Annotated in this window: 21 protein-coding genes; 9 read left to right on the forward strand and 12 right to left on the reverse strand. The window is 61.4% G+C overall.

The window, feature by feature from the left end:
* Nucleotides 1-4: 4 nt before the first annotated feature.
* The 5 genes from ABTW55_RS21590 to ABTW55_RS21610 form a co-directional block, all read right to left on the reverse strand.
* On the reverse strand, nt 5-754 hold the full coding sequence (locus tag ABTW55_RS21590; protein ID WP_060420662.1) for a molecular chaperone: 750 nt from the start codon (nt 752-754) through the stop codon (nt 5-7).
* Nucleotides 754-2,094, reverse strand: coding sequence for a fimbrial protein (locus ABTW55_RS21595; protein ID WP_043147257.1), 1,341 nt, complete (start codon nt 2,092-2,094; stop codon nt 754-756). Before ABTW55_RS21595 ends, ABTW55_RS21590 begins: the two co-directional genes overlap by 1 nt.
* Nucleotides 2,095-2,123: 29 nt before the next feature.
* The gene (locus ABTW55_RS21600) at nt 2,124-4,658 is read right to left on the reverse strand and encodes a fimbria/pilus outer membrane usher protein (RefSeq protein WP_060420664.1); all 2,535 of its coding nucleotides are present in this window, start codon (nt 4,656-4,658) and stop codon (nt 2,124-2,126) included.
* Nucleotides 4,659-4,678: 20 nt separating this feature from the next.
* Nucleotides 4,679-5,401: a molecular chaperone gene (locus ABTW55_RS21605; RefSeq protein ID WP_060387598.1), complete on the reverse strand. Its 723-nt coding sequence runs from the start codon at nt 5,399-5,401 to the stop codon at nt 4,679-4,681.
* An 89-nt stretch (nt 5,402-5,490) separates the two neighbouring features.
* Complete coding sequence (locus ABTW55_RS21610) at nt 5,491-6,024, reverse strand: fimbrial protein (RefSeq protein WP_015377562.1); 534 nt, start codon at nt 6,022-6,024, stop codon at nt 5,491-5,493.
* Nucleotides 6,025-6,399: 375 nt separating this feature from the next.
* Between ABTW55_RS21610 and ABTW55_RS21615 the strand changes: the two genes are divergently transcribed.
* Nucleotides 6,400-7,083, forward strand: coding sequence for a helix-turn-helix transcriptional regulator (locus tag ABTW55_RS21615; RefSeq protein ID WP_230199940.1), 684 nt, complete (start codon nt 6,400-6,402; stop codon nt 7,081-7,083).
* A gap of 179 nt (nt 7,084-7,262) precedes the next feature.
* Here the strand turns inward: ABTW55_RS21615 and ychF are convergent, their stop codons facing one another.
* Nucleotides 7,263-8,354 carry a redox-regulated ATPase YchF gene (gene ychF, locus ABTW55_RS21620; RefSeq protein WP_033646394.1) on the reverse strand — a complete coding sequence of 364 codons (1,092 nt, stop codon included), beginning with the start codon at nt 8,352-8,354 and terminating at the stop codon, nt 7,263-7,265.
* Nucleotides 8,355-8,688: 334 nt separating this feature from the next.
* Here ychF and ABTW55_RS21625 point away from each other — a divergent pair, with 334 nt between their 5' ends.
* On the forward strand, nt 8,689-10,218 hold the full coding sequence (locus tag ABTW55_RS21625) for a SulP family inorganic anion transporter (protein WP_033653847.1): 1,530 nt from the start codon (nt 8,689-8,691) through the stop codon (nt 10,216-10,218).
* Nucleotides 10,219-10,255: 37 nt separating this feature from the next.
* Here the strand turns inward: ABTW55_RS21625 and pth are convergent, their stop codons facing one another.
* On the reverse strand, nt 10,256-10,846 hold the full coding sequence (gene pth / locus ABTW55_RS21630) for an aminoacyl-tRNA hydrolase (RefSeq protein ID WP_004941053.1): 591 nt from the start codon (nt 10,844-10,846) through the stop codon (nt 10,256-10,258).
* A gap of 301 nt (nt 10,847-11,147) precedes the next feature.
* Here pth and ychH point away from each other — a divergent pair, with 301 nt between their 5' ends.
* Complete coding sequence (gene ychH / locus ABTW55_RS21635) at nt 11,148-11,426, forward strand: stress-induced protein YchH (protein ID WP_025302491.1); 279 nt, start codon at nt 11,148-11,150, stop codon at nt 11,424-11,426.
* 185 nt (nt 11,427-11,611) lie between these two features.
* On the opposite strand, the gene prs is transcribed toward ychH, so the two are convergent.
* The 3 genes from prs to lolB all read right to left on the reverse strand — a co-directional run bounded on the left by prs (nt 11,612) and on the right by lolB (nt 14,220).
* Complete coding sequence (gene prs / locus ABTW55_RS21640; protein WP_004941061.1) at nt 11,612-12,559, reverse strand: ribose-phosphate diphosphokinase; 948 nt, start codon at nt 12,557-12,559, stop codon at nt 11,612-11,614.
* A 174-nt stretch (nt 12,560-12,733) separates the two neighbouring features.
* The gene (ispE, locus tag ABTW55_RS21645; RefSeq protein WP_060420667.1) at nt 12,734-13,600 is read right to left on the reverse strand and encodes a 4-(cytidine 5'-diphospho)-2-C-methyl-D-erythritol kinase; all 867 of its coding nucleotides are present in this window, start codon (nt 13,598-13,600) and stop codon (nt 12,734-12,736) included.
* The gene (lolB, locus tag ABTW55_RS21650) at nt 13,597-14,220 is read right to left on the reverse strand and encodes a lipoprotein insertase outer membrane protein LolB (RefSeq protein ID WP_060420670.1); all 624 of its coding nucleotides are present in this window, start codon (nt 14,218-14,220) and stop codon (nt 13,597-13,599) included. The genes ispE and lolB overlap by 4 nt, the downstream gene beginning before the upstream one ends.
* Nucleotides 14,221-14,688: 468 nt before the next feature.
* Between lolB and hemA the strand changes: the two genes are divergently transcribed.
* The 6 genes from hemA to kdsA are packed head-to-tail and all read left to right on the forward strand — an operon-like array spanning nt 14,689 to nt 20,063.
* Complete coding sequence (hemA, locus tag ABTW55_RS21655; protein WP_033638164.1) at nt 14,689-15,951, forward strand: glutamyl-tRNA reductase; 1,263 nt, start codon at nt 14,689-14,691, stop codon at nt 15,949-15,951.
* Between the two features lie 31 nt (nt 15,952-15,982).
* Nucleotides 15,983-17,068: a peptide chain release factor 1 gene (gene prfA, locus ABTW55_RS21660; protein WP_060420673.1), complete on the forward strand. Its 1,086-nt coding sequence runs from the start codon at nt 15,983-15,985 to the stop codon at nt 17,066-17,068.
* Nucleotides 17,068-17,901 (forward strand): peptide chain release factor N(5)-glutamine methyltransferase, encoded by an 834-nt coding sequence (gene prmC / locus ABTW55_RS21665; RefSeq protein WP_033646390.1) that lies wholly within the window; start codon nt 17,068-17,070, stop codon nt 17,899-17,901. Before prfA ends, prmC begins: the two co-directional genes overlap by 1 nt.
* Nucleotides 17,902-17,942: 41 nt before the next feature.
* Nucleotides 17,943-18,344, forward strand: coding sequence for a SirB2 family protein (locus ABTW55_RS21670; protein WP_170310367.1), 402 nt, complete (start codon nt 17,943-17,945; stop codon nt 18,342-18,344).
* Complete coding sequence (sirB1, locus tag ABTW55_RS21675) at nt 18,341-19,150, forward strand: invasion regulator SirB1 (protein ID WP_033646388.1); 810 nt, start codon at nt 18,341-18,343, stop codon at nt 19,148-19,150. Before ABTW55_RS21670 ends, sirB1 begins: the two co-directional genes overlap by 4 nt.
* Before the next feature lie 58 nt (nt 19,151-19,208).
* Nucleotides 19,209-20,063 carry a 3-deoxy-8-phosphooctulonate synthase gene (gene kdsA / locus ABTW55_RS21680; protein WP_004941087.1) on the forward strand — a complete coding sequence of 285 codons (855 nt, stop codon included), beginning with the start codon at nt 19,209-19,211 and terminating at the stop codon, nt 20,061-20,063.
* Between the two features lie 47 nt (nt 20,064-20,110).
* Here kdsA and dauA read toward each other — a convergent pair whose 3' ends face one another.
* Together dauA and ABTW55_RS21690 are read right to left on the reverse strand one after the other, a co-directional pair.
* Entirely contained in the window at nt 20,111-21,799 is a 1,689-nt protein-coding gene (gene dauA, locus ABTW55_RS21685) for a C4-dicarboxylic acid transporter DauA (protein WP_060420676.1), read from the reverse strand.
* Between the two features lie 232 nt (nt 21,800-22,031).
* Nucleotides 22,032-22,517, reverse strand: a complete 486-nt coding sequence (locus ABTW55_RS21690) for a heme-degrading domain-containing protein (protein ID WP_060420679.1) — start codon at nt 22,515-22,517, stop codon at nt 22,032-22,034.
* Nucleotides 22,518-22,633: the final 116 nt, after the last annotated feature.

Consider the following 22,633-nt stretch of genomic DNA (forward strand, 5'->3'; position numbering starts at 1 on the left):
ATCGTTATGGGGTTGCTGTGTATGACTTGACGATCTGCTGGCCCTGGTCGTTGATGAAGGTGGCCTGAACGGTGATCTGAGAAGGGAGCGTCGGCGCCGCAACGCCGTCGAGGTGATAATCCTGCATGCTGAACGGTGCGGTCATCATGTCGCTTTCTTGCCGCACCGGGTAATCGCGCCTGCCGGTTTGCACGGCGATGCGGGCGAAGGAGAGATAAAACGCCGACCGGTTGTGACAGCGCAGCAGATAGCCGCCCGGCGATTTTTGCAGCGAGAACGAGACGGCCTCGGCCGCGTTTTCGGCGTTTCCCTTTAGCGCTTTGGGGCGGTAGAAGATTTTCATCTGCGTGTTCATCGCCAGCGTCACGCGCGACGTCAGCGGTGGCCTGGTCGGCTGGCTGGGCGGGATCTCATACAGATTAAGCCAGAACACCGACTCCCGGTCGGTGGGCAGGTTCGCGCCGGCAAACAGGATCCGCAGCCCTTTCAGCGCCGAAGGCGGCAGGGCGAATACGCTGGGCAGGGTGACAAACGGCGCGCGCGACAGTTCGGGGGCGGCGTTGACGTCGCCGTTATCGACCCAGGTTTGCGCCACGATCGGATAGCCGTTGGTGTTGAGCAACATCAGGGTTTTTTCCGTGTCGCCCTCGCGGAAAATCACCCGGGTGGCGGAGGCGATGATGCCCGCCTGCGCGCCCATGGCCGCCAGCGCCAGCAGCAGGGCGCATCCCATCGTCAGATATTTCTTTCTCATCATTGCACCTTAACCCAGACGTAGGCCCTGGCGTCCACTTTGCCGGCGGTGACCGTTTGCCCGGGCAGCCGGGCGAGCGTGGCGGTGAGCTGGGTGGTGTAGTGGGTAAACCCTGCCGCGGTGCTGCCGCCGCCGCTGGCGCCGTTGAGCACCGGATACCAGCCGGCGTCGTTGCCCTGCGGGCATTGCCCGGCGCTGCAGCGCGCCCAGCCGACGAAGTTCATCGGCGCGCCGTTGCCGGCGTTGGCGAGCGCGATGCCCACGCCGGTGGCGACGCTGCTGTCGGTGCCGTAGCCGCTGGAGAGCAGGTAGCTCACGCCGCCGTTGGCGCTGACCAGCCCCAGCTGCTGCGCCGCAACGTAGCTTTCATACGGCACTTGCAGGCCGAGGGCGGTATTGTTGCTGCTGACGCCGGACACGGCGGCATTGTCGCATTCGATATTGATGGTGAACTGCGCCTGTGAGGTTTGCCCGGCGGTCAACTGGCTGACGGATATGGTCGGCAGGATCACCAGCGGCGTGACGTTGCGCGCCACGCAGGTGGCGGTATAGGTCAAGGAGGAGATTGGTGCGGTGCCCATGCCCATCGCGTTCCAGCGCCCGGTGCCCCAGGTGGCGTAGTTGGTGGCGGAATCGCTGCCGATAGGATCCGAGGCGATGCCGGGCCCCTGAAAGGTGACATAGCCGTTTGGCTGCGTGCAGGTATAGTTCGAATTGCCGGTGGTCGAGGCCATGCCCACCAGCGGGTTGCTGGCGCTGTAGCCGCAGTAGTTGCTGGCGCCCGCGCCCGGCAGCGAGCTGATGCGGATCAGATCGGCGCGGATGGCGCTGAAGTCTTTCACCCGGATCTGAATTTTGCTGCCGACGGTGGCGTAGCGGGTAATCGGCGCCGACTGCCAGTAGCGGGTAAAAACCTTGCCGGAATCCAGATGGGTCAGGCGGATGCCGACGTAGGGGAAGTAGGTGGCGTAGTAGTTGGGGTTACCGTCCTGGGCACCCAGATCGTAATAGCCGCCGACGCGATCGTCGCCGTTGGTGGCGAAGACTTCATAGATTTGCCCCGCATCGCCAGCGTCGCACTCATACAACACTTTGTTGGGATCGGGATAGCGCGTGCCGGAGGTGAGATCGAACACGCTGGTGCCCAGCGGCGTGCCGACGGGCTGCAGGTAAGTGCTGGTCAGGTTAACCCGGCCCAGCGCCGTGCCCACCCCGCAGGGATCGCAACCGGAATCGATCCAGGGGGCGACCCGGGTGCATTGCGCCAGCGCGGCGGGCGCGCCGTACAGCGACAGGGCGAGCAGAGCAAGGGCGGCGATCGGGTAAGAAATGCGTTTCATCGTCTCTCCTGAGAATCAGTGTGAACGGGCTAGCGGCACGGGGCGCTGAGCCGTTGAATCGGGCCGTCTTCCCCGGCGGGCAGGCGGTAATGCAGCGTGCACTGTTGGCCGGGCGCGTCGCCCCAGTTCAGCGTCAGCGCGCCGGCATTCCGGTCGCTGCGCAGATACACCTGATTGGCCTGGCCGACCATGCCCACGCTGTTGCCCGTTGCGTCGAGGACGTTGGCGCCCATCGGGATCGGCGCGTTATCGGGCCGCTGCGCGGTGATCAATAGCGCCTGGCCGCGCACGGTGTTGAAGCGCAGGCGCACCGTGGCGCCGGCGTACGGGGCGACGCGCCGCTGGCCGTCTTCCAGCTCCGCTTTGTCGTTCATGCCCTCGGGGTTCAGTGCGACGGTGTTGTAGTGATAGGGCACCAGCGACGGCGCCAGCGCGTAGCCAAAGCGATCGACGCGCGCCCCCTGGCCGTCCATCACCCGTGCGCCGCTGGCGCCGGGCGCCTCGATCAGGGCGAAGGTGTCGCCGACATACGGCCCTAATGTCACGCCGCCGCGGTGCGCCACCACTGCCCCCTGCAGCGACAGGGAGCCTTGTCGGTACTGGCGCGCGGTGGAGAACGAGCCGGTGACGTTGGCGTAAGGCAGACGGGTTTGCAGGTTGCCGCCCCAGATGCTTTGTTGGCGATCGTCGTCGGTGGTGAAGTTCAGGCCGTAGCTGACCGGCTGTTCGTCGCCGACGCTGCCCGACAGCGCGGCCTGATAGTTGCCGCCCTGGCCCTGGCTGTGGTTGGCCAACAGCGAGACGCTGGGGGCGGATGACGAACGCCCGAGCGGGAAGCTCAGCGACAGGGCGGTGACGGTCTGCGCGCTCTGCGCCAGCGGCGCGCTGTAGACGTTATCCAGCGGCCCGTAGCCGCGGTAGTCGCCGTTGCTGTAGCCCAGGCTGCGGGTGCGGGTGACGGAGAGGTTAAGCGCCACGCCGTTGCCGAAGGTTTTTCCCCAGCCCAGCTGGAGCTGATTGTCGCGGCCGCGCTGATCGCGGTAGTCCTGAGTCGAGCCGGACATCGTCAGGCTGCCGAACGCGCCCATTCCCTGATTGACAGCGACCTCGAAACGCGACCGCTGGCGGTAGGAGTCGGACTGCCAGTTTTGGCCGGTGGTGGCGGCGCGGCGCACGCCGAGCACGTCGCTGAGATCGCGAAAGCCTTCGGTGGAGTAGCGGTAGCCGGCGATGGACAAGGTGGTGTCCGTCGGGCTGAAGGTTCGGCTGTAGGAGAGGTGCAGCATCCAGCCGGCGGCGCCGCCGTCCGGCAGGCTGGCGTGGGAATAGGTGGTATCCATGCCGAAGGCGCCCAGCCAGCTGCTGTACACGCCGCCCAGCATCATCGCCTGATAGCCGTCCGCCAGCTGGTTGCCGAGGTTGAAGGTCAGGGCGTTGGTCAGGCCGTGCTGCCAGGTCACTTCGCTGAACAGATCGTTGTCGCCGACGTAGCGGGAACGGCCGACGATCGCCGAGTAGCGCGACTGGCCGGGGCGGATGGATTCCGGCACCGCGGCGAACGGCACGGTGAAGGTGCTGACGCTGCCGTCGGCTTCCGTGACCACCACGGTGAGATCGCCGGCGTAGTTGGTGGCGTACAGATCGTTGATGGCGAACGGCCCCGGCGCGACGGTGGTTTCATACAGCGTGCTTTTGCCCTGCAGCACCGTCACGCGCGCGTTGCTTTTCGCCACGCCGCGTACCACCGGCGCATAGCCGCGCTGCGAATCCGGCAGCATGCGGTCGTCCGAACTGAGCTGAATGCCGCGAAAGCCCAGGCCGGAGAAGAAGTGCCCGTCGGTAAAGCCTTCGCCCAACAGCATTTCGCTGCGCCAGGGCAAGATCGCGCGCTGCACGTAGCGGCGGCTGGTGTCCAGATGGCCGCCGAACTCCCGATCGTAGCGGTAGCTGGACTGCTGGCGGTAGCGCCATAGCCCGAGGTTGAAGCCGCCGTTCAGGTTGGCGTAGGTCGAGTCGAGATCGCGGGTTTGCCCCTGTCGGTAACTGACGTGGTACTGGTTGAGGTTGTAATTGACGAAGGCCATCGATTCGCCGCTGTCCAGGCTGGCGGGATTGACGCTGCCGCGCGGCCGGCCGTTCAACAGCGCCTGCGGAATGCTCAGATCCAGCCGCAGCTGCGAGATATCGGCGTTCACCGTGATGTCCTTCAGATCCCGGCCGGGCAGCAGGCATTCCGCTTCGGCGGCCGTCGGCGGATTTTTCAACCCGAAGCGCGCCAGCTGCGGCCGATCAAAACAGGGTAGCACCCGCTTGCCTGCGCGTACGAAGCGAATTTGATCGCGTTCGAGAAACTGGCCATTGAGGTACAGATCGATCTGATAGCTGCCGGGAGCGACGGCGTCCTGTTGGTTGAACTGGCTCAGGGCGCTGTTGCTCAGCACGCTGCCGCGCAGCAGCGCGGGATCGAAGGTATAGCCGTCGGCGGCGGCGCAGCCCAGCGGCAGCGCCAGCAGCGCGCAACACCAGCGTGTGGGCAGCGGCGTCGCCTTGCGAGCATCGAACATGAATACCTCCCTGTCTGGTTTCAGCGCGCGACGTTCAGGGTGCGTGAGATTTCCACCCCATAGTCATTGATGACGCGCAGTGCGACCTGCCGCACCTCCCCATTCACCGGCCAACTGGCCTGTGAAAACGGCGGGATCAGATCCGCCTGCGGGATGGCGATGCGCTTCGCGCCGCTCAGGATCGCGGCCTGGCTGACGTTGGCGTAGTAGCCGGTCGGGTTGTCGACGCGCAGCGCGTTGCCGGCCTGGCGCAGGCTGAGCCGATCGATGACGTGGTTGGCGTCGCCGGCCAGCCCGGCGGGGCGATAGAACACCTTCAGCCGATTGGTGACCACCAGCAGCAGTTTGTTCTTGTCGCTGTCCGTCTGGCGCACGGCGGGCACCTGCAGGAAGTTGAGATAGAACAGCGATTCGCGATCGCGCGGCAGCGGCTGGCCGACGAACGACAGCCGCACCATCTGCCCGCTGTGCGGATTCATGCGGAAGATCTGCGGCGAGGCGACGAAAGGCGCATCGGCGTTTTCCGGCGTGGATTTGGGGTTATTGATGTCGAGCCAGATCTGCATCAGCGCCGGGGTGCCGTCGTCGTTGGTGAACTGCAGCGTTTTTTCCCGCGCCTCGGCGGGGTAGATCACGCGGTTGCCGAGCAGCGTCACGCTGGCCGAGGCGTGGGTAGCGGCAAAACTCATCAGGCAAAGCGACAGGGCGGCCCATCGGCGGGCGGAGCGGATTATCTGCGGCATAAACGTGAACCGATATAGGGAGCGAGTCATTCAGCGCCGCCCGGCGAAGGGCGGCGCTGGCATCAACAGGTATGGCGCCTGACGCCGGCTTATTTGTAGCTAATGGCGAACTGTGCGGTGGCGATCACCGAACCGGCCGCCACGCCGGTGTCTTCCGCGTAGTAGCGAGCCACCAGGTTCTGCGAGGTGGAGGTGGCGTCTTTCGCCAGCGTCATCGCCGACGTGGTGACGGTCGAACCGCTGGCGAACGACAGCGGCGTAGTGGCGTCGCTGTCCAGCAGTTGAATGGACACCTTGGCCGCATCGCCCGCGTTGCCCAGGTTGCCGTTGGTGGTCGGGTTGTTGCCAGCCAGCACGGTTTTGATCGCCGTATCGCTGGTTGCCGCCGCGCAGCCGGTCACGTTGACGGTGAAGGTGGTGTCGCCGGCGGTGGCGCCTTTGGTGGCGAGTTTGCTGGCGGCGACGGTCGGCAGCAGAACGACCGGGTTGGATTGGTTACCGTTAATATTCACCGAGCAGGTTTGCGTGCTGACTTCGCCTTTAAATTGCACCGTATTGGACGAAGCGGCCGCACAGGCGCCGGAGAGAGCCAGCATGGATAATGCGACTAATTTAACATTCATGTGAAATGCCCTTTAATTTACTTTAGATAAAAGCTTTCCTGACAGTAATAAATTACTGACGTGCGGTTGTTGATTAATCATGTTGCGCAATTGTTTTTTAAACGCGTCGGCAAACATGGATTTTCATCCTAACAAACTAAGAATTTTCCCTATAGATGTTTTGAATAAGGCAATAAGGTTATGGTGCCCGTTGTTACATTTTTTTTCATTTCCGCTTATATCATACAAAATAGAAAATAGATCTATATCATTGCGTTGCGTTTTTATTGGATCGCCAGTTTTTTCTGTGGAAATAATTTGAAACATTCATGCCTTTTTTGCGTATTAATCAACATGCTGACGGTTGCGTGATTATTTGAAAAACATGTTATCAAGATGTTTTGTATCGGTGTGCTTTGCAGGCGAATTACCCCAAAAAAGAGCAACGACAAGCCGCCTGAGGTGTGGAAGCATGCTTTCATGCTGATAAGGAGAATTAAAGTGAGAGTGATTTATATCGACGGTTCACCGCTGTGCCGGCTGGGTATGAAAACATTACTGGGCGGCGGCGTGATAACCTTATCCTCACCCAATATGAATATTATTAAAAATATAATTCCGGCGCCTGATTTAATTATTACGGAGTTTCCTCAGGAGATTTACCGGTTCGAGGCGTATTTAAATTTCATTAAATATTCACGTGGTGAATATAAAGATGTCCGGTTACTGTTCTTTATCGATAAGACTTCGCCGCTGATCCTGGCGTTTATCGCCGCGGCGCAGCCGGATGCGATTTTGCACAAACGAGAAACGCTGCAGATGGTGCGGGAAACCTGCGCGGCGCTGGTCTGCCGTGAGGAGGAAGGAGAGCGGCGCGTGATGAACCGGCAGCAGGCGGCGGCAATCACGCCTGGCGAGGCGGCGGTGCTGTGTGAAACCGCGCGCACGGAAGATATTCGCCTGACCGCGCGGCGGTTGAACCTGCACCCGAAAACCGTTTATTCGCACCTCAACAATGCCGGGAAGAAGTTCGGCACCCGCAATCGGGTGGAACTGCTGAAGATGATTGCGCTGCTGTAGCGCGCCGTTAACGGGTTTTGCGGCGGCAGCGATTCGCCGGTCACTCGGCGGCAAACCGGCCCTCGGCGTGGAAGGGGGAAATGGGGGAGTCTGAGTCTGGGGAGATAAAAACAAAAATCCACGCCGAAGCGTGGATTTTTCCGTTTCCGGCAGCCGAGAGCAATGCTGCGGGGAAGGGCTTAGACGTTGAACAGGAAGTTCATCACGTCGCCGTCTTTGACGATGTAGTCTTTACCTTCGGAGCGCATTTTGCCGGCTTCTTTGGCGCCTTGCTCACCCTTGTAGGTGATGAAGTCGTCATAAGAGATGGTTTGCGCGCGGATAAAGCCTTTTTCGAAGTCGGTGTGGATCTTGCCGGCCGCCTGCGGAGCGGTGGCGCCGACCGGGATGGTCCAGGCGCGCACTTCTTTCACGCCGGCGGTGAAGTAGGTCTGCAGGTTCAGCAGCTCGTAACCGGCGCGGATCACGCGGTTCAAGCCCGGCTCTTCCAGGCCCAGCTCGGCCATGAACTCGTCGCGCTCTTCGTCTTCCAGCTCGGCGATGTCGGATTCCACGGCGGCGCACACGGCAACCACCACGGAGCCTTCGGCGTCGGCGATTTTACGCACGGTGTCCAGGTACGGGTTGTTCTCGAAGCCGTCTTCGTTGACGTTGGCGATGTACATGGTCGGCTTCAGCGTCAGGAAGCTCAGGTATTTGATCGCCGCTTTGTCTTCGTCGCTCAGATCCAGCGCGCGCAGCATGCCGGCGTTTTCCAGGTGCGGCAGGCATTTCTCCAGCGCCGCCAGCTCGGCTTTGGCGTCTTTGTCGCCGCCTTTGGCTTTCTTCTGCACGCGGTGGATGGCGCGCTCGCAGGTGTCGAGGTCAGACAGCGCCAGCTCGGTGTTGATCACATCGATGTCTTCGGCCGGATCGACCTTGTTGTTGACGTGAATGATGTTGTCGTTCTCGAAGCAGCGCACCACGTGGCCGATGGCTTCGGTTTCGCGGATGTTGGTCAGGAACTGGTTGCCCAGGCCTTCACCCTTGGACGCGCCTTTCACCAGGCCGGCGATGTCGACGAATTCCATGGTGGTCGGCAGAATGCGCTGCGGCTTGACGATCTCGGCCAGCTTATCCAGACGCGGATCGGGCATCGGCACCACACCGGTGTTCGGTTCAATGGTGCAGAACGGGAAGTTGGCTGCTTCAATGCCCGCTTTGGTCAACGCGTTGAACAGGGTGGATTTGCCTACGTTAGGCAGGCCGACGATACCGCATTTGAATCCCATGTTGTAATCACCTTAAATATCTTAACTATCAGCCGGTTAGATTTAATCGGCTGCATAAAGGGCAAAATAATGCCGCCATTATACACGTAATGGGCGTTTATCTCGATCAGACTTGTTTGGCCGGGGCGAGCCCAGCGCCCGCGGCCGGTTTTTGATTGAGATTTGGATCACATTTACCCATACTGGCCGTTCCGATTAACCGACAGGAAACGCGCCGGATGTATTTCTTGCCTACGCCACCCTGAGCTGTGCCCGCCTGCAGTCTGCCGCACCTTGCGGTACCCCATACCCGCTACGCGGGGAGATGATGTCATCTGTCATAAGTGAATAATGCATGTTTAACCTGAGTAACGTCAGGATCGCGGACGTTAAAAATGAAGTCCTGGCGGGCTTTGTGGTGGCGGTTTCGATGATCCCCGAGGCGGTCGGCTTTTCGCTGGTCGCCGGTCTTTCGCCGATCGTCGGTTTGCATACCGCGTTTATTATCGGCCTGGTCACGGCGCTGTTCGGCGGCAAGCCGGGCATGGTTTCCGGCGCCGCCGGCTCCATTGTGGTGGTGCTGATGAGCCTGGCGGCGCAGTACGGCATGGGCTACGTGCTGTGGGCCACGCTGTTTGCCGGGGGCATTCAAATCCTGATCGGCGCCTTCCGGCTGGGCAAGTTCATTCGTCTGGTGCCGCTGCCGGCGATCCACGGCTTCGTCAACGGTCTGGCGATCGTCATCATGCTGGCGCAGCTGAAGATGATCGCCGGGCAGGGGCCGCTGATGTACGGCCTGGTGGCGCTGGCGATTGCGGTGGTGGTGCTGTTCCCGCGCCTGACCAAAGCCATTCCGTCTTCGCTGGCGGCGCTGCTGGTGGTTTCGGCGTTGGCGATCGGCCTCAATCTGCACACGCTGCGGGTGGGCGATCTGGCGGATATTTCCGGCGCGCTGCCGCACTTCAGCCTGCCGACGGCGCCGTTCACCCTGGAAATGGTGCGGGTGGTGCTGCCCTATGCGGTGGTGATTGCCCTGGTCGGTTTGATTGAATCGCTGCTGACCATGACGGTGCTGGATGAAATGGGCGGCAAGAAGGGCAACGGCAATCGCGAAAGCATCGCGCAGGGCGCCGGTAACGCGGTGTGCGGCCTGTTCGGCTGCTTCGCCGGCTGCGCGATGATCGGCCAGTCGATCATCAACTTCACCTCGGGCGGGCGCGGGCGCCTCTCCGGCACGGTGGGCGCCATCCTGCTGATTCTGTTCGTGGTCAGCCTGTCGCGCTATATCGGCCTGCTGCCGGTGGCGGCGCTGGCCGGGGTGATGCTGGTGGTGTGTTACAACACCTTCGAGTGGAGTTCGCTGCGCCGTTTGCGCCGTATGCCGAAGGCGGACGCGCTGGTGATGCTCGCCGTCACGCTGATCACCATCTTTACCGATCTGGCGGTGGCGGTGATCAGCGGGGTGATTATCTCGGCGCTGGTGTTCGCCTGGCAGCAGGCGCGCATTCGCGTGCGCCAGCGGCAGGTAACGGGCGACGTGGCGGTGTATCAGCTCGATGGCCCGCTGTTCTTCGGCTCTGCCGCCGCTTTCGCCGAGCTGTTCGAGCCGCAAAGCGATCCGCAGAACGTGGTGCTGGATTTTGCCGGCACCCGGGTGATGGATTCCAGCGGCGTAGAGGCGATCGATAAGCTGACGGCGCGTTACCTGGCGGCGGGGAAAAGCATTCGGCTGCGCCACCTGAGCGGCGACTGCGTGCGTTTACTTAAGCGCGCCGGGCCGTTTTGCAGCCATGAGCTGGACGATCCGCAGTATTACGTGGCGGAAGAGGGCTTCACCGCCGATGACCGCCGCGTGAGCGAGGAGACCTTCAACCCGCGCGGCTAGAAGCAGGCAGCGGGCAGGGCGCCCGCTGCGGCAAGGTTCAGGCCTGCGCCTTGAAGCTGTGCAGGCGCTGAACGGTTTTTTCCAGCCCGTCCTTCATCAGCATCTCGGTGCAGCGCAGCGACTCGTCGATCGCTTCGTCGATCATCTTCTGCTCGCTGGCCGGCGGCTTGCCGAGCACGAAGCCCACCACCTTGTTCTTGTCGCCCGGATGGCCGATGCCGATGCGCAGGCGATAGAAGTTCGGGTTGTTGCCGAACTTGTTTTGGATGTCCTTCAGGCCGTTGTGGCCGCCGTTGCCGCCGCCGAGCTTGATTTTGGCGACGCCGGGCGGCAGATCCAGCTCGTCGTGCGCCACCAGGATCTCGTTCGGTTCGATGCGGTAGAAGTTGGCCATCGCCAGCACCGCTTTGCCGCTCAGGTTCATGAAGGTGGTCGGCACCAGCAGGCGCACGTCGTTGCCCGCCAGGTTCAAACGAGCGGTATAGCCGAAGAACTTGCTCTCTTCTTTCAACTGCTGATTGTGGCGCTGGGCCAGCAGATCGACGTACCAGGCGCCGGCGTTGTGGCGCGTTTGGGCATATTCCGCGCCCGGGTTGGCCAGGCCAACTATCAATTTAATACTGCTCACTGGGAGATTCACTATGATCAGGGTAATGGAAAGGGCCTTAGTCTACCTGCCGGGGCGGCGAATGACAAAATCCGATCCCCGCCGTCGTCTTAGGTAAGAAAGACGAATGATTCATTAGCTGAATAATTCAATTTGTCCGCTAATTTTCAGCGGCGCGTTAAGAAGTGTCAATAATTCTTTACCATTTGTGATCGCCTCCGCAATCCCCTTGCCGCAACAAGGACTATACTTAACTTATCAAAGTGGGTTAACAAGTTGCAGCGTTATCCCGGTTGGCACATGGCAATCATGGAGGTGGCATATGAAACGTAGAAGCGCGGACAGAATGGGCAACTTTTTTATGGGGCTGGGGCTGGTCGTGATGATCGGCGGTGTCGGATACTCCATTATTGCTGAAGTATCCCAGTTCAATTTACCGCAATTTTTCGCCCACGGCGCCATCATGAGTATCTTCGTCGGCGCGCTGTTGTGGCTGGTGGGCGCGCGTATCGGCGGCCGCGAGCAGGTGGCGGATCGCTACTGGTGGGTAAAACACTTTGATAAACGGTGCCGTAACGACCAACATCGTTCGTCGCATTGATTAAAAAATCAGAAGGGAAGCGAGAGCAGGGCAAGGGAAAATCTGCCGTGCATTAAGGTTTGAGGTCATGTTGGACTACGAGTAGAAAACCCGTTGTTGCTTACGCACCAACGGGTTTTTCTTTTTCTGCTGTCGGGCACGCTATCTTTCCGGCGCGGTGGGCGCCGCACCGGAAAGACGACGCATCAATGCTCGAACATTGCAGAGATCGACTCTTCGTTGCTGATGCGGCGAATGGCTTCAGCCAGCATGCCGGACAGGGTCAGAGTGCGAACGTTTTTCAGTGCCTTGATTTCCGGCGACAGCGGAATGGTGTCGCAGACGATCACTTCATCAATCACCGAGTTCTTGATGTTGTCCACGGCGTTGCCGGAGAAGATCGGGTGCGTCGCGTAGGCGAATACGCGCTTGGCACCGCGTTCTTTCAACGCTTCAGCCGCTTTACACAAGGTACCGCCGGTGTCGATCATGTCGTCGACCAGCACGCAGTCGCGGCCTGCCACGTCACCGATGATGTGCATCACCTGAGAAACGTTCGCGCGCGGGCGGCGTTTGTCGATGATGGCCATGTCGGTGTCGTTCAGCAGTTTGGCGATGGCGCGGGCACGCACTACGCCGCCGATGTCCGGGGAAACCACGATCGGGTTTTCCAGGTTCTGCTGCAGCATGTCTTCCAGCAGGATCGGGCTGCCGAACACGTTGTCTACCGGAACGTCGAAGAAGCCTTGAATCTGCTCAGCATGCAGATCCACCGTCAGAACGCGGTCAACCCCTACGCTGGAGAGGAAATCGGCAACCACCTTGGCGGTGATCGGCACACGCGCGGAACGCACGCGGCGATCCTGGCGGGCATAGCCGAAGTAAGGGATAACGGCGGTAATACGACCTGCGGAGGCGCGACGCAGGGCGTCGACCATCACAACCAGTTCCATCAGGTTGTCGTTGGTCGGGGCACAGGTGGACTGGATGATGAAAATATCACCGCCGCGTACATTTTCGTTGATTTGCACGCTCACTTCGCCGTCGCTAAAACGACCTACAGCGGCGTCACCAAGGCTGGTGTACAAACGGTTGGCAATACGTTGTGCTAGTTCCGGGGTGGCGTTACCAGCAAAAAGCTTCATATCAGGCACGAGAAGAACCTCAGGCTTGCGTCCAGAGAAGATATTGTCATACGACATCGCCAAGGGGCAGTCGGCGACGCCGGCGCAATATACATACGGGTATGTAAAACTAAAATTGAGACCGCAGGCAGCGCAGGGATAACAGGGCCAGGTGTGCATGACCCTGCGCAGCGAAACGTTGAGCTACGACTCAAACCGCCCGGAACGAATGCGATGTAGTGGGGAGACGTTAACGCCGCGCGCTACAAAACCACACAACCACTCCGGGGCTTGATTTAACACCTGACGGGCGGCGATTTCTGTGTCGAATTCAGCAAACACACAAGCACCTGTGCCAGTCAGGCGTGACGGGGCGTATTCTAACAGCCATGAAAGAAGCTGTTCAACCTCGCGAAAACGTTTTCTTGCGATCGGTTCGCAATCATTTGCGTACGGTGCCTGCAACAGCTCACTTAAGGAGCGAACCGGGGTGTCTCTTTTCAATTCGGGGTCGCCGAAGATAACCGGCGTCGGGATGCCGACGCCGGGATGCGCCACCAGATACCACTTTTCCTGCGGCTCGGCCGGCTGCAGGCGCTCGCCGATGCCTTCGGCGAAGGCGGCGTGGCCGCGCACGAACACCGGCACGTCGGCGCCGAGGCTGAGCCCCAGCTCGGCCAGTTGGTCGTCGCCAAGACCGCAGCGCCACAGTTCGTTCAGCGCCACCAGCACGGTGGCGGCGTTGGAGGAGCCGCCGCCCAAACCGCCGCCCATCGGCAGGCGTTTGTCGATGCTGATGTCGGCGCCGCGCGGTGCGGTCTGCAGGCCGCGTTCATCGCAATAGCGCTGCAGCAGGCGGGCGGCGCGCACGATCAGGTTCTGCTCGTCCGGCACGCCGTCGACCGGCGTCAGCAGGTTAATGCGATCGTCCTGGCGCGGGTCAATGGTCAGGGTGTCGCCGTAGTCCAAAAACTGGAACAGCGTCTGCAGCAGGTGATAGCCGTCTTCACGACGGCCGGTGATGTACAGAAACAGGTTGAGTTTCGCGGGGGAGGGCCACTGGCGGATCATTTGAGCGTCCAGTTGTCCATTTTCAGCTTGATGCGCTGGTCGCCCTGCTGCAGCTCCAGGCGGTTCGGCAGCGTCGGCTGCACCTCGTTGCTGTAGCCCTGGTAATCCACTTTCCAGGTCTGGCCGCCTTGCTGGTAGGTCAGCTTGCTCAGGCGATATTGGTCATCCAGCGCAAAATCGCCGGCTTCGCCCGGCAGGCCGAGCATCCACTGGCGCAGGTTGTTCAGCGGGATCGCCATGCCGGTCAGCTTGCGGATCATCTCTTCCGGGTTGTCGCTGACGTAGCGTTTGCCCTGGTTGTCGGTCAACTGCACCACGTTTTTCTGCACGTTGAGATCCATTTCCGTGCTGCCCAGCGGGTTGGTCAACAGCAGACGGTAGCGCTCCGGCGAGAACTGCTGCCAGAAGAAGCGGGCGTAGACTTTTTTCTGATCAGACAAGTAGGCGAAGGAGCCGCGGGTCTGATAGGTGTTGAGCTGCTGCACCGCCTGCTCATGGGCGCGCCACTGCGGTGAGGTCGGGCTGGTGGCCGGGCCGGTCGGCTTGGTGGTGGTACAGGCGGCCAGCACCAGGCTGGCCAGCGGGATCAGACGGAGCAAACTAACTTTGCGTATTGGCATAACTTTCTCTTGTCCTTTTGTCCTTGCGGGCATGCGCGACGAAACCCGGATTCAGCGCTCACGCTAACGGGGCGGCGGCGGCGCGTCAATTTTTTGCTGCATCGCGTTGAATCTTGCCGCTTTTACCGGCGCAATGCCAACCCGGCACGCGCGTCGGGGTCGCCATTAAGCGTAACACAATCGCCTGAAGGCGGGGGAGGCGCGCCCGATAAGCGGTGCCTTCGTTGCGCAAACGCCGCCGTTGTGTACGCCGAATAGCGTGCGCGTTATCGCAAACTGCGCTAAAATTTAAGCAATCGACCTACCTCATGACTATTTATCCTGCTGTATTTATTGCTTATTCATTAATTGATGTCATCTATGACAGCGATTGAACGGAAGATGCGGTTGTTACTTTTATTGATCCCGCGCATCAAGTAGAATGCCGTTCAACGAGAACCCGTACCAAGATAAGTATTACTCGAAGCAATGACCCTGCTGGCGTTAGGTATAAATCACAAAACCGCTCCGGTTTCTCTGCGTGAAAGGGTGACCTTCTCGCCAGAGTCCATCGATGAGGCGCTGACCAGCTTGCTCCAACAACCGTTGGTGCAGGGCGGCGTCGTGTTGTCCACCTGCAACCGCACCGAGCTGTACCTCAGCGTAGAGCAGCAGGAACACATGCACGAGCAACTGGTCGCCTGGCTGTGCGCCTACCACAACCTGCGTCCGGAAGAGGTGAAGAAAAGCCTGTACTGGCATCAGGGCAACGACGCGGTCAGCCATCTGATGCGGGTGGCCAGCGGGTTGGACTCATTGGTACTGGGCGAACCGCAGATCCTCGGCCAGGTGAAAAAGGCCTTCGCCGAGTCGCAACGCGGCCAGTCGCTCTCCGGCGAGCTGGAGCGTCTGTTCCAGAAATCCTTCTCCGTCGCCAAGCGCGTGCGCACCGAAACCGACATCGGCGCCAGCGCGGTTTCCGTGGCGTTCGCCGCCTGTACGCTGGCGCGGCAGATCTTCGAATCGCTGGCCGATCTCAACGTATTGCTGGTGGGCGCCGGCGAAACCATCGAGCTGGTGGCGCGCCACCTGCGTGAGCATAAAGTGCGGCACATGATCATTGCCAACCGCACCCGCGAGCGCGCGCAGCTGCTGGCGGACGAGGTCGGCGCGGAGGTGATCACCCTGCCTGAGATCGACGAACGCCTGGCGGACGCCGACATCATCATCAGTTCCACCGCCAGCCCGCTGCCGATCATCGGCAAGGGCATGGTGGAGCGCGCGCTGAAGGCGCGCCGCAACCAGCCGATGCTGCTGGTGGATATCGCCGTACCGCGCGACATCGAGCCGGAGGTCGGCAAACTGGCCAACGCCTATCTGTACAGCGTGGACGATCTGCACGCCATCATTCAAAGCAATCTGGCGCAGCGCAAAGCGGCGGCGGTGCAGGCGGAATCGATCGTGCAGCAGGAAAGCACCAACTTCATGGCCTGGCTGCGCTCGCAGGGCGCGGTGGAAACCATCCGCGACTACCGTTCGCAGGCCGACCAAATTCGCGCAGAGATGGAGGCCAAAGCGCTGGCCGCCATCGCGCAGGGCGCCAACGTGGAGCAGGTGATACACGAGCTGGCCCATAAACTGACCAACCGTCTTATTCATGCCCCCACCAAATCCCTCCAGCAGGCCGCCGGCGACGGCGACGTGGAGCGGTTGCAGTTATTACGCGACAGCCTCGGGCTGGATCAGCATTAGTTTCCTCTATTAACAGGGTTTATTACCACGCATGAAGCCTTCTATTGTTGCCAAACTGGAAGCGTTACAAGAGCGCCATGAAGAAGTGCAGGCGCTGCTCGGCGATGCCGGCGTTATCGCCGACCAAGACCGGTTCCGCGCGCTGTCGCGAGAATACGCGCAGCTGACCGACGTCAGCCGCTGCTTCCTGGAATGGCGTCAGGTGCAGGAGGATCTGGAGACGGCGGAAATGATGCTGGACGATCCGGAGATGCGCGAGATGGCGCAGGAAGAGCTGAAACAGGCGCGGGTGGCCAGCGAAGAGCTGGAGCAGCAGCTGCAGGTGTTGCTGCTGCCGAAAGATCCGGACGATGAGCGCAGCTGCTTCCTCGAAGTGCGCGCCGGCACCGGCGGCGATGAGGCGGCGATCTTCGCCGGCGATCTGTTCCGCATGTACAGTCGTTACGCCGAAGGCCGCCGCTGGCGCGTCGAGGTGATGAGCGCCAACGAAGGCGAACACGGCGGCTTCAAGGAAGTGATCGCCAAAGTCTCCGGCGATGGCGTGTACGGCCAGCTGAAGTTTGAATCCGGCGGCCACCGCGTGCAGCGCGTGCCGGAAACCGAATCCCAGGGGCGCATCCACACCTCCGCCTGCACCGTGGCGGTGATGCCGGAAGTGCCGGAAGCCGAGCTGCCGGACATCAACCCGGGCGATCTGAAAATCGACACCTTCCGCTCCTCCGGCGCCGGCGGCCAGCACGTTAACACCACCGACTCGGCGATCCGCATCACCCACCTGCCGACCGGCATCGTGGTGGAGTGCCAGGACGAACGTTCACAGCACAAAAACAAAGCCAAGGCGATGTCGGTGCTGGGCGCGCGCATTCGCGCCGCCGAGATGGCCAAGCGCCAGCAGGCCGAGGCGTCCACTCGCCGCAACCTGCTGGGCAGCGGCGATCGTTCCGACCGCAATCGCACCTACAACTTCCCGCAGGGGCGGGTGACCGACCACCGCATCAACCTGACGCTCTACCGTCTGGACGAGGTGATGGAAGGCAAACTGGACATGCTGATCCAGCCGATCGTGCAGGAGTATCAGGCCGACCAGCTGGCTGCGCTGTCCGCCGAGCAAGAGTGATGGACTATCAACACTGGCTGAAAGCCGCCGCCGCACGTTTGACCCACAGTGACAGCGCCCGGCGCGACGCGGAAATCCTGTTGGGTTTCGTAACCGGCAAGGCCAGAACTTTCCTGATGGCGTTCGGGGAAACCCTGCTGACGCCGCCGCAGCAACAGCAACTGGAGACGCTGCTGGCGCGCCGCGAACGCGGTGAGCCGGTGGCCTATCTGGTAGGCGAGCGCGAGTTTTGGTCGCTGCCGCTGTCGGTTTCGCCCGCAACGCTGATCCCACGCCCGGATACCGAATGCCTGGTGGAACTGGCGCTGGCGCGCCTGCCGCCGCAACCCTGCCATTTCCTCGATCTCGGCACCGGCACCGGCGCCATCGCGCTGGCGCTGGCCAGCGAGCGCCCGGATTGTTCGGCAATCGGCGTCGATGTGCAGCCGGAGGCGGTCGCGCTGGCGCAGCATAATGCGCGCAAGCTGAAGATCGACAACGTCCGATTTCTACAGGGCAGCTGGTTTGCGCCGGTGGCGGGGCAACGCTTCGCGCTGATCGCCAGCAATCCGCCCTATATCGACGCCGCCGATCCGCATTTGTCGCAGGGCGACGTGCGCTTCGAGCCGGGCAGCGCGCTGGTCGCCGCCGATCATGGGCTGGCGGATCTGGCCGCCATCGTGGGCCAGGCGCCGCACCATTTACAGCCGCAGGGTTGGCTGCTGTTGGAACATGGCTGGCAGCAGGGCGAGAGCGTGCGCGCGCTGCTGCAGGCCGCCGGATTTTCCGCTGTCGCCACCCACCGCGATTACGGCGACAACGACCGCGTGACGCTCGGCCAATGGCCGGGATAATCGCCACTGATAATAACGACGCCCGGGCCATTTAAGGGAGCATCATGACTGCATACACCGCGTTGAAACATTTCCATTTGCTGACGGTCGCCATCAGTATTACCTTGTTTGTGCTGCGTTTCTTTTGGCAGTGGCGCCGCTCGCCGATCATGGGCCGCCGCTGGGTCAAGGTAGCGCCGCACCTGAACGACACGCTGCTGTTCGTCAGCGGCATCGCGCTGGTGGTGACGTTCGGGTTTTATCCGCTGCTGGGTATGGACTCATGGCTGACCGAGAAGCTGTTTGGCGTTATTATCTATATCCTGCTTGGCTACGTCGCATTGGGCAAGAAGACCAAAAGTCAGCGGCTGCGAACCGTGGCGTTCGTGCTGGCGTTGGGCTGCCTGTACCTGATAATTAAACTTGCCACGACGAAAATACCGTTTCTGATGGGATACCTATGAGTAGCATTGCTGATTTTGAATTTAACGCCTCGCCGCTGAGCGAAGGGGTGATCCTGGTGTCGCAGTCGGTGCGGCGCGATTTCCCGGCTGCCGACGTGGAGCGCAAGCTGCAACAGCTGGTGGACGAAGCGCGCGCGGCGGTGCCGGCCGATATCACTCAGGAGCAGCAACTGGATGCGCTCATCGAGCTGTTTTACAAGACCTGGGGCTTCGGCGGCGCCAGTGGCGTGTACCGCCTGTCGGACGCCATCTGGCTGGACAAGGTGCTGGAAGGGCGGCAGGGCACGCCGGTCTCGCTGGGCACCATTTTCCTGCACATCGCCAACGCGCTGGATCTGCCGCTGCTGCCGGTGATTTTCCCCACTCAGCTGATCCTGCGCGCCGACTGGCTGGACGAAGAGCTGTGGCTGATCAACCCGCTTAACGGCGAAACCCTGAGCGAACACCAGCTGGAAGTGTGGATCAAGGGCAACCTGGGGCTGGGCGCCGAGCTGGAAGACGACGACCTCGACGAGTCGGAGAACATCATGGTGGTGCGCAAGATGCTCGATACGCTGAAGGCCGCTCTGATGGAAGAAAAACAGCTGGAAATGGCGCTGCGCACCAGCGAAACGGTGCTGTGCTTCGATCCGGAAGATCCGTACGAGATCCGCGACCGCGGGCTGATTTACGCCCAGCTGGAGTGCAACCATATCGCGATTTCCGATCTCAACTATTTTGTCGAGCAGTGTCCTGAAGACCCGGTCAGCGAAGTGATCAAAGTGCAGATCCATTCGATTGAGCCGAAACAGGTGACGCTGCATTAATTCAATGACTCCGCGCAGTGTGCAAGGCGACGGTTACAACCTTAACAAAGGCGAAAGCATGAAACAGAAAGTGGTTAGCATTGGCGATATCGACGTAGCAAACGATCTGCCGTTTGTGCTGTTTGGCGGTATGAACGTGCTGGAATCGCGCGATCTGGCGATGAGCATCTGCGAGCACTACGTCACCGTGACGCAAAAACTGGGCATTCCTTACGTATTCAAGGCCTCTTTCGACAAGGCCAACCGCTCTTCCATCCACTCGTACCGCGGTCCGGGCCTGGAAGAAGGGATGAAGATCTTCGAAGAGCTGAAAAAAACCTTCGGCGTGAAAATCATCACCGACGTGCATGAAGCGGCGCAGGCGCAGCCGGTTTCCGAAGTGGTTGACGTGATCCAGCTGCCGGCCTTCCTGGCGCGCCAGACCGATCTGGTGGAAGCGATGGCGAAAACCGGCGCGGTGATCAACGTCAAGAAGCCGCAGTTCGTCAGCCCGGGGCAGATGGGCAATATCGTCGACAAGTTCAAAGAGGGCGGCAACGACCAGGTGATCCTGTGCGATCGCGGCAGCAACTTTGGCTATGACAACCTGGTGGTCGACATGCTGGGCATCAACGTGATGAAAAACGTGACCGGCGGCCATCCGGTGATCTTCGACGTGACCCACGCGCTGCAGACCCGCGATCCGTTCGGCGCCGCGTCCGGTGGCCGTCGCGCTCAGGTGGCCGAGCTGGCGCGCGCCGGCATGGCGGTCGGCCTGGCCGGTCTGTTCCTCGAAGCGCACCCGGATCCGAACAACGCCAAGTGCGACGGCCCGTCCGCGCTGCCGCTGGACAAGCTGGAGCCGTTCCTGGCGCAGATGAAAGCCATCGACGACCTGGTGAAGAGCTTCCCGGAGCTGGATACCAGCAACTAAGCGCTCGTCGCCATAAAAAAAGCCCGACTCGTCGGGCTTTTTGACGTTTAGGCGCCGGTGGCCGCCAGCGCTTCCGGCAGCGTCGGGTAGAACTGCAGGCGGCCCTCTATCGGTTGCACCCGCGCGCGCGCCAGGGTTTTCAGCGGCTGGAACGGCACGTCGGTGATCACCAGCTTTTTGTCCGCCGGCAGCTCGTCGATAAAGCGCCGCAGGGCGCTCAGGCCGCCGGCGTCGAGCACCGGCACCGCATCCCACTGCAGCACGATCGTGCGGTAACCTTCGCTGCGCGCCAGCAGTTCGGTAAAGATGCGCTCGGCGGCGGCGAAGAACAGCGGGCCATTCACCCGCAGCACCAGGCGGCCGCCGTCGGCGCTCAGCTCACTCAGCTTTGTCATACGGGCGATACGGCGCATAAACAGCAGCGACGCCAGCACGATGCCCACGGTAATGGCGATCACCATGTCGAACAGCACCGTCAGCGACATGCACAGCAGCAGCACCAGAATGTCGTCCTTCGGCGCCCGGCGCAGCAGGTAAACCACCTTGTGCGCCTCGCTCATGTTCCAGGCGACCATCAGCAGCAGCGCCGCCATCGCCGCCAACGGCAGGTAAGAGAGCCACGGCGCCAATACCAGCAGCGCCAGCAGCACCAGCAGCGCGTGGATGATGGCGGACACCGGCGAGGTGGCACCGGCGCGCACGTTGGCCGCCGAACGGGCAATCGCGGCGGTGGCGGTAATGCCGCCGAAGAACGGCGCGATGATGTTGCCCGCGCCCTGGCCGATCAGTTCGCTGTTCGAGTTGTGCTTCTTGCCGGTCATGCCGTCGAGCACCACCGCGCACAGCAGCGATTCGATCGCGCCGAGCATCGCCATCGAAAACGCCGCCGGCAATAGGGCGGAAACGGTTTGCCAGCTCAGGGTGAACGGCTGCCCGCCGCCGCCCGGCAGATCCCAGGGCAGCAACAACTGCGGCAGGATCGGCGGGATGCCCTGTCCGCTGCTGCCGTCGGCCAGCAGGTAGCTGAAGCGCGAGCCGATGGTCGCCACCGGGTGATCAAAAAGCGCCAGCAGCCCCATCAGCGCAGTGCCCGCCAGCAGCGCCGGCAGGTGGCCAGGCACCCGCAGGCCGAGCTTGGGCCAGAAGATCAGGATCAAGAGCGTCACCGCGCCGATCAGGGTATCGCCGAAATCCAGCGTCGGCAGCGCCTGCAGCAGGGCGTACAGCTTGCCGACGTAATTTTCCGGCGTGTGCGCCAGCTGCAGGCCGAAGAAGTCCTTGATCTGCATGGTGGCGATGGTGATGGCGATGCCGGAGGTAAAGCCGAGCGTCACCGGCAGCGGAATGTACTCGATCAGCCGGCCCAGGCGCGCCAGCCCCATCAGCAGCAGAAATACTCCGGAGATCAGCGTGGCGACCAGCAGGCCGGCCAATCCGAACTGCTGCGAAACCGGATACAGGATCACCACGAAGGCGGCGGTGGGGCCGGAGACGCTGTAGCGCGAACCGCCGCTGACGGCGATGACGATGCCGGCGATGGCGGCGGTATACAGGCCGTATTGCGGTGGCACGCCGCTGGCGATCGCCAGCGCCATCGCCAGCGGGATGGCGATAATACCGACCGTCACCCCGGCGATAGCGTCTTTCAGCAACCGCGCCAGGCTATAAGGTTCCCGCCAGCAGGCGTCTATCAGCGCGCTGAAGGGACGAATTTTGTTTATTTCATGCGTTTTCATCTACGGTGCGTACCAAATCTTCAAAAGTGAAAGGAATGGCGGGCCCGATGAGGTCCGTCTTGTCACGTGACAGATACCATACGCCTTTTGCTCAGCGGATTACCAGACCTGTATCAATTTGGTGCAGGAAATCGGAGAGTCGCCCTTTTGTTTGGGGCTAAATGCCGATAACAGATAAGTCAGCCGCAGATTCTGCGGCTGAAAAGCAAAGGAATAATCGAGGTTTTAACGGTTAGTGTAGGGCGGGAAGAGATAAGCCGAGAAAGTTCGCTAAAGTGCTCACCAGCAGCTGATGGTCTTCTTTCTGCGGCGCGCCGGAAATGCTGATGCTGCCGACGCAGCCGAGGCCGGTCAGGGTGAGCGGGAAGGCGCCGCCGTGCACCGAATAGTCGCGCACGCTCAGCCCGTAGCGCTCTTCCAGCGACGTTTGCCGCTGCTGCAGGCGCAGGCCGATGGCGTAAGAGCTTTTGTGAAAATGGTTCACCAGATTACGCTTGCGCCGCACCCAGTCGGCAATGTCCGGCGTGGCGCCCGGCATGGCGTAATAAAACAGCGTTTGCCCGGCCAGTTGGATCTCGATGGCGATGCTCAGGCCGCGCCGCTCGGCGGCGGTTTTCAGCGCCGCGCCCAGTTCCCAGGCGGTGGCGGCGTCAAAATGGGTAAAGGCCAGCGTCGCTTCCTGTTCGCTGAGCGCCTGCAGTTCATCGTCGATATTCATGCGGTTCTCCCCCAATAACACAGGGCACAGAGTAGCCTGAAGCGTCTGGGGAGGGATAGAAGGCTTGGCGATAAGATAGAACCGCCCGGCCGCAGCCGGGGATGGGAGTGTGCGCC

It is taken from the genome of Serratia sp. SM04 (genome assembly GCF_040280225.1).
Taxonomy (GTDB): Bacteria; Pseudomonadota; Gammaproteobacteria; order Enterobacterales; family Enterobacteriaceae; genus Serratia; species Serratia sarumanii.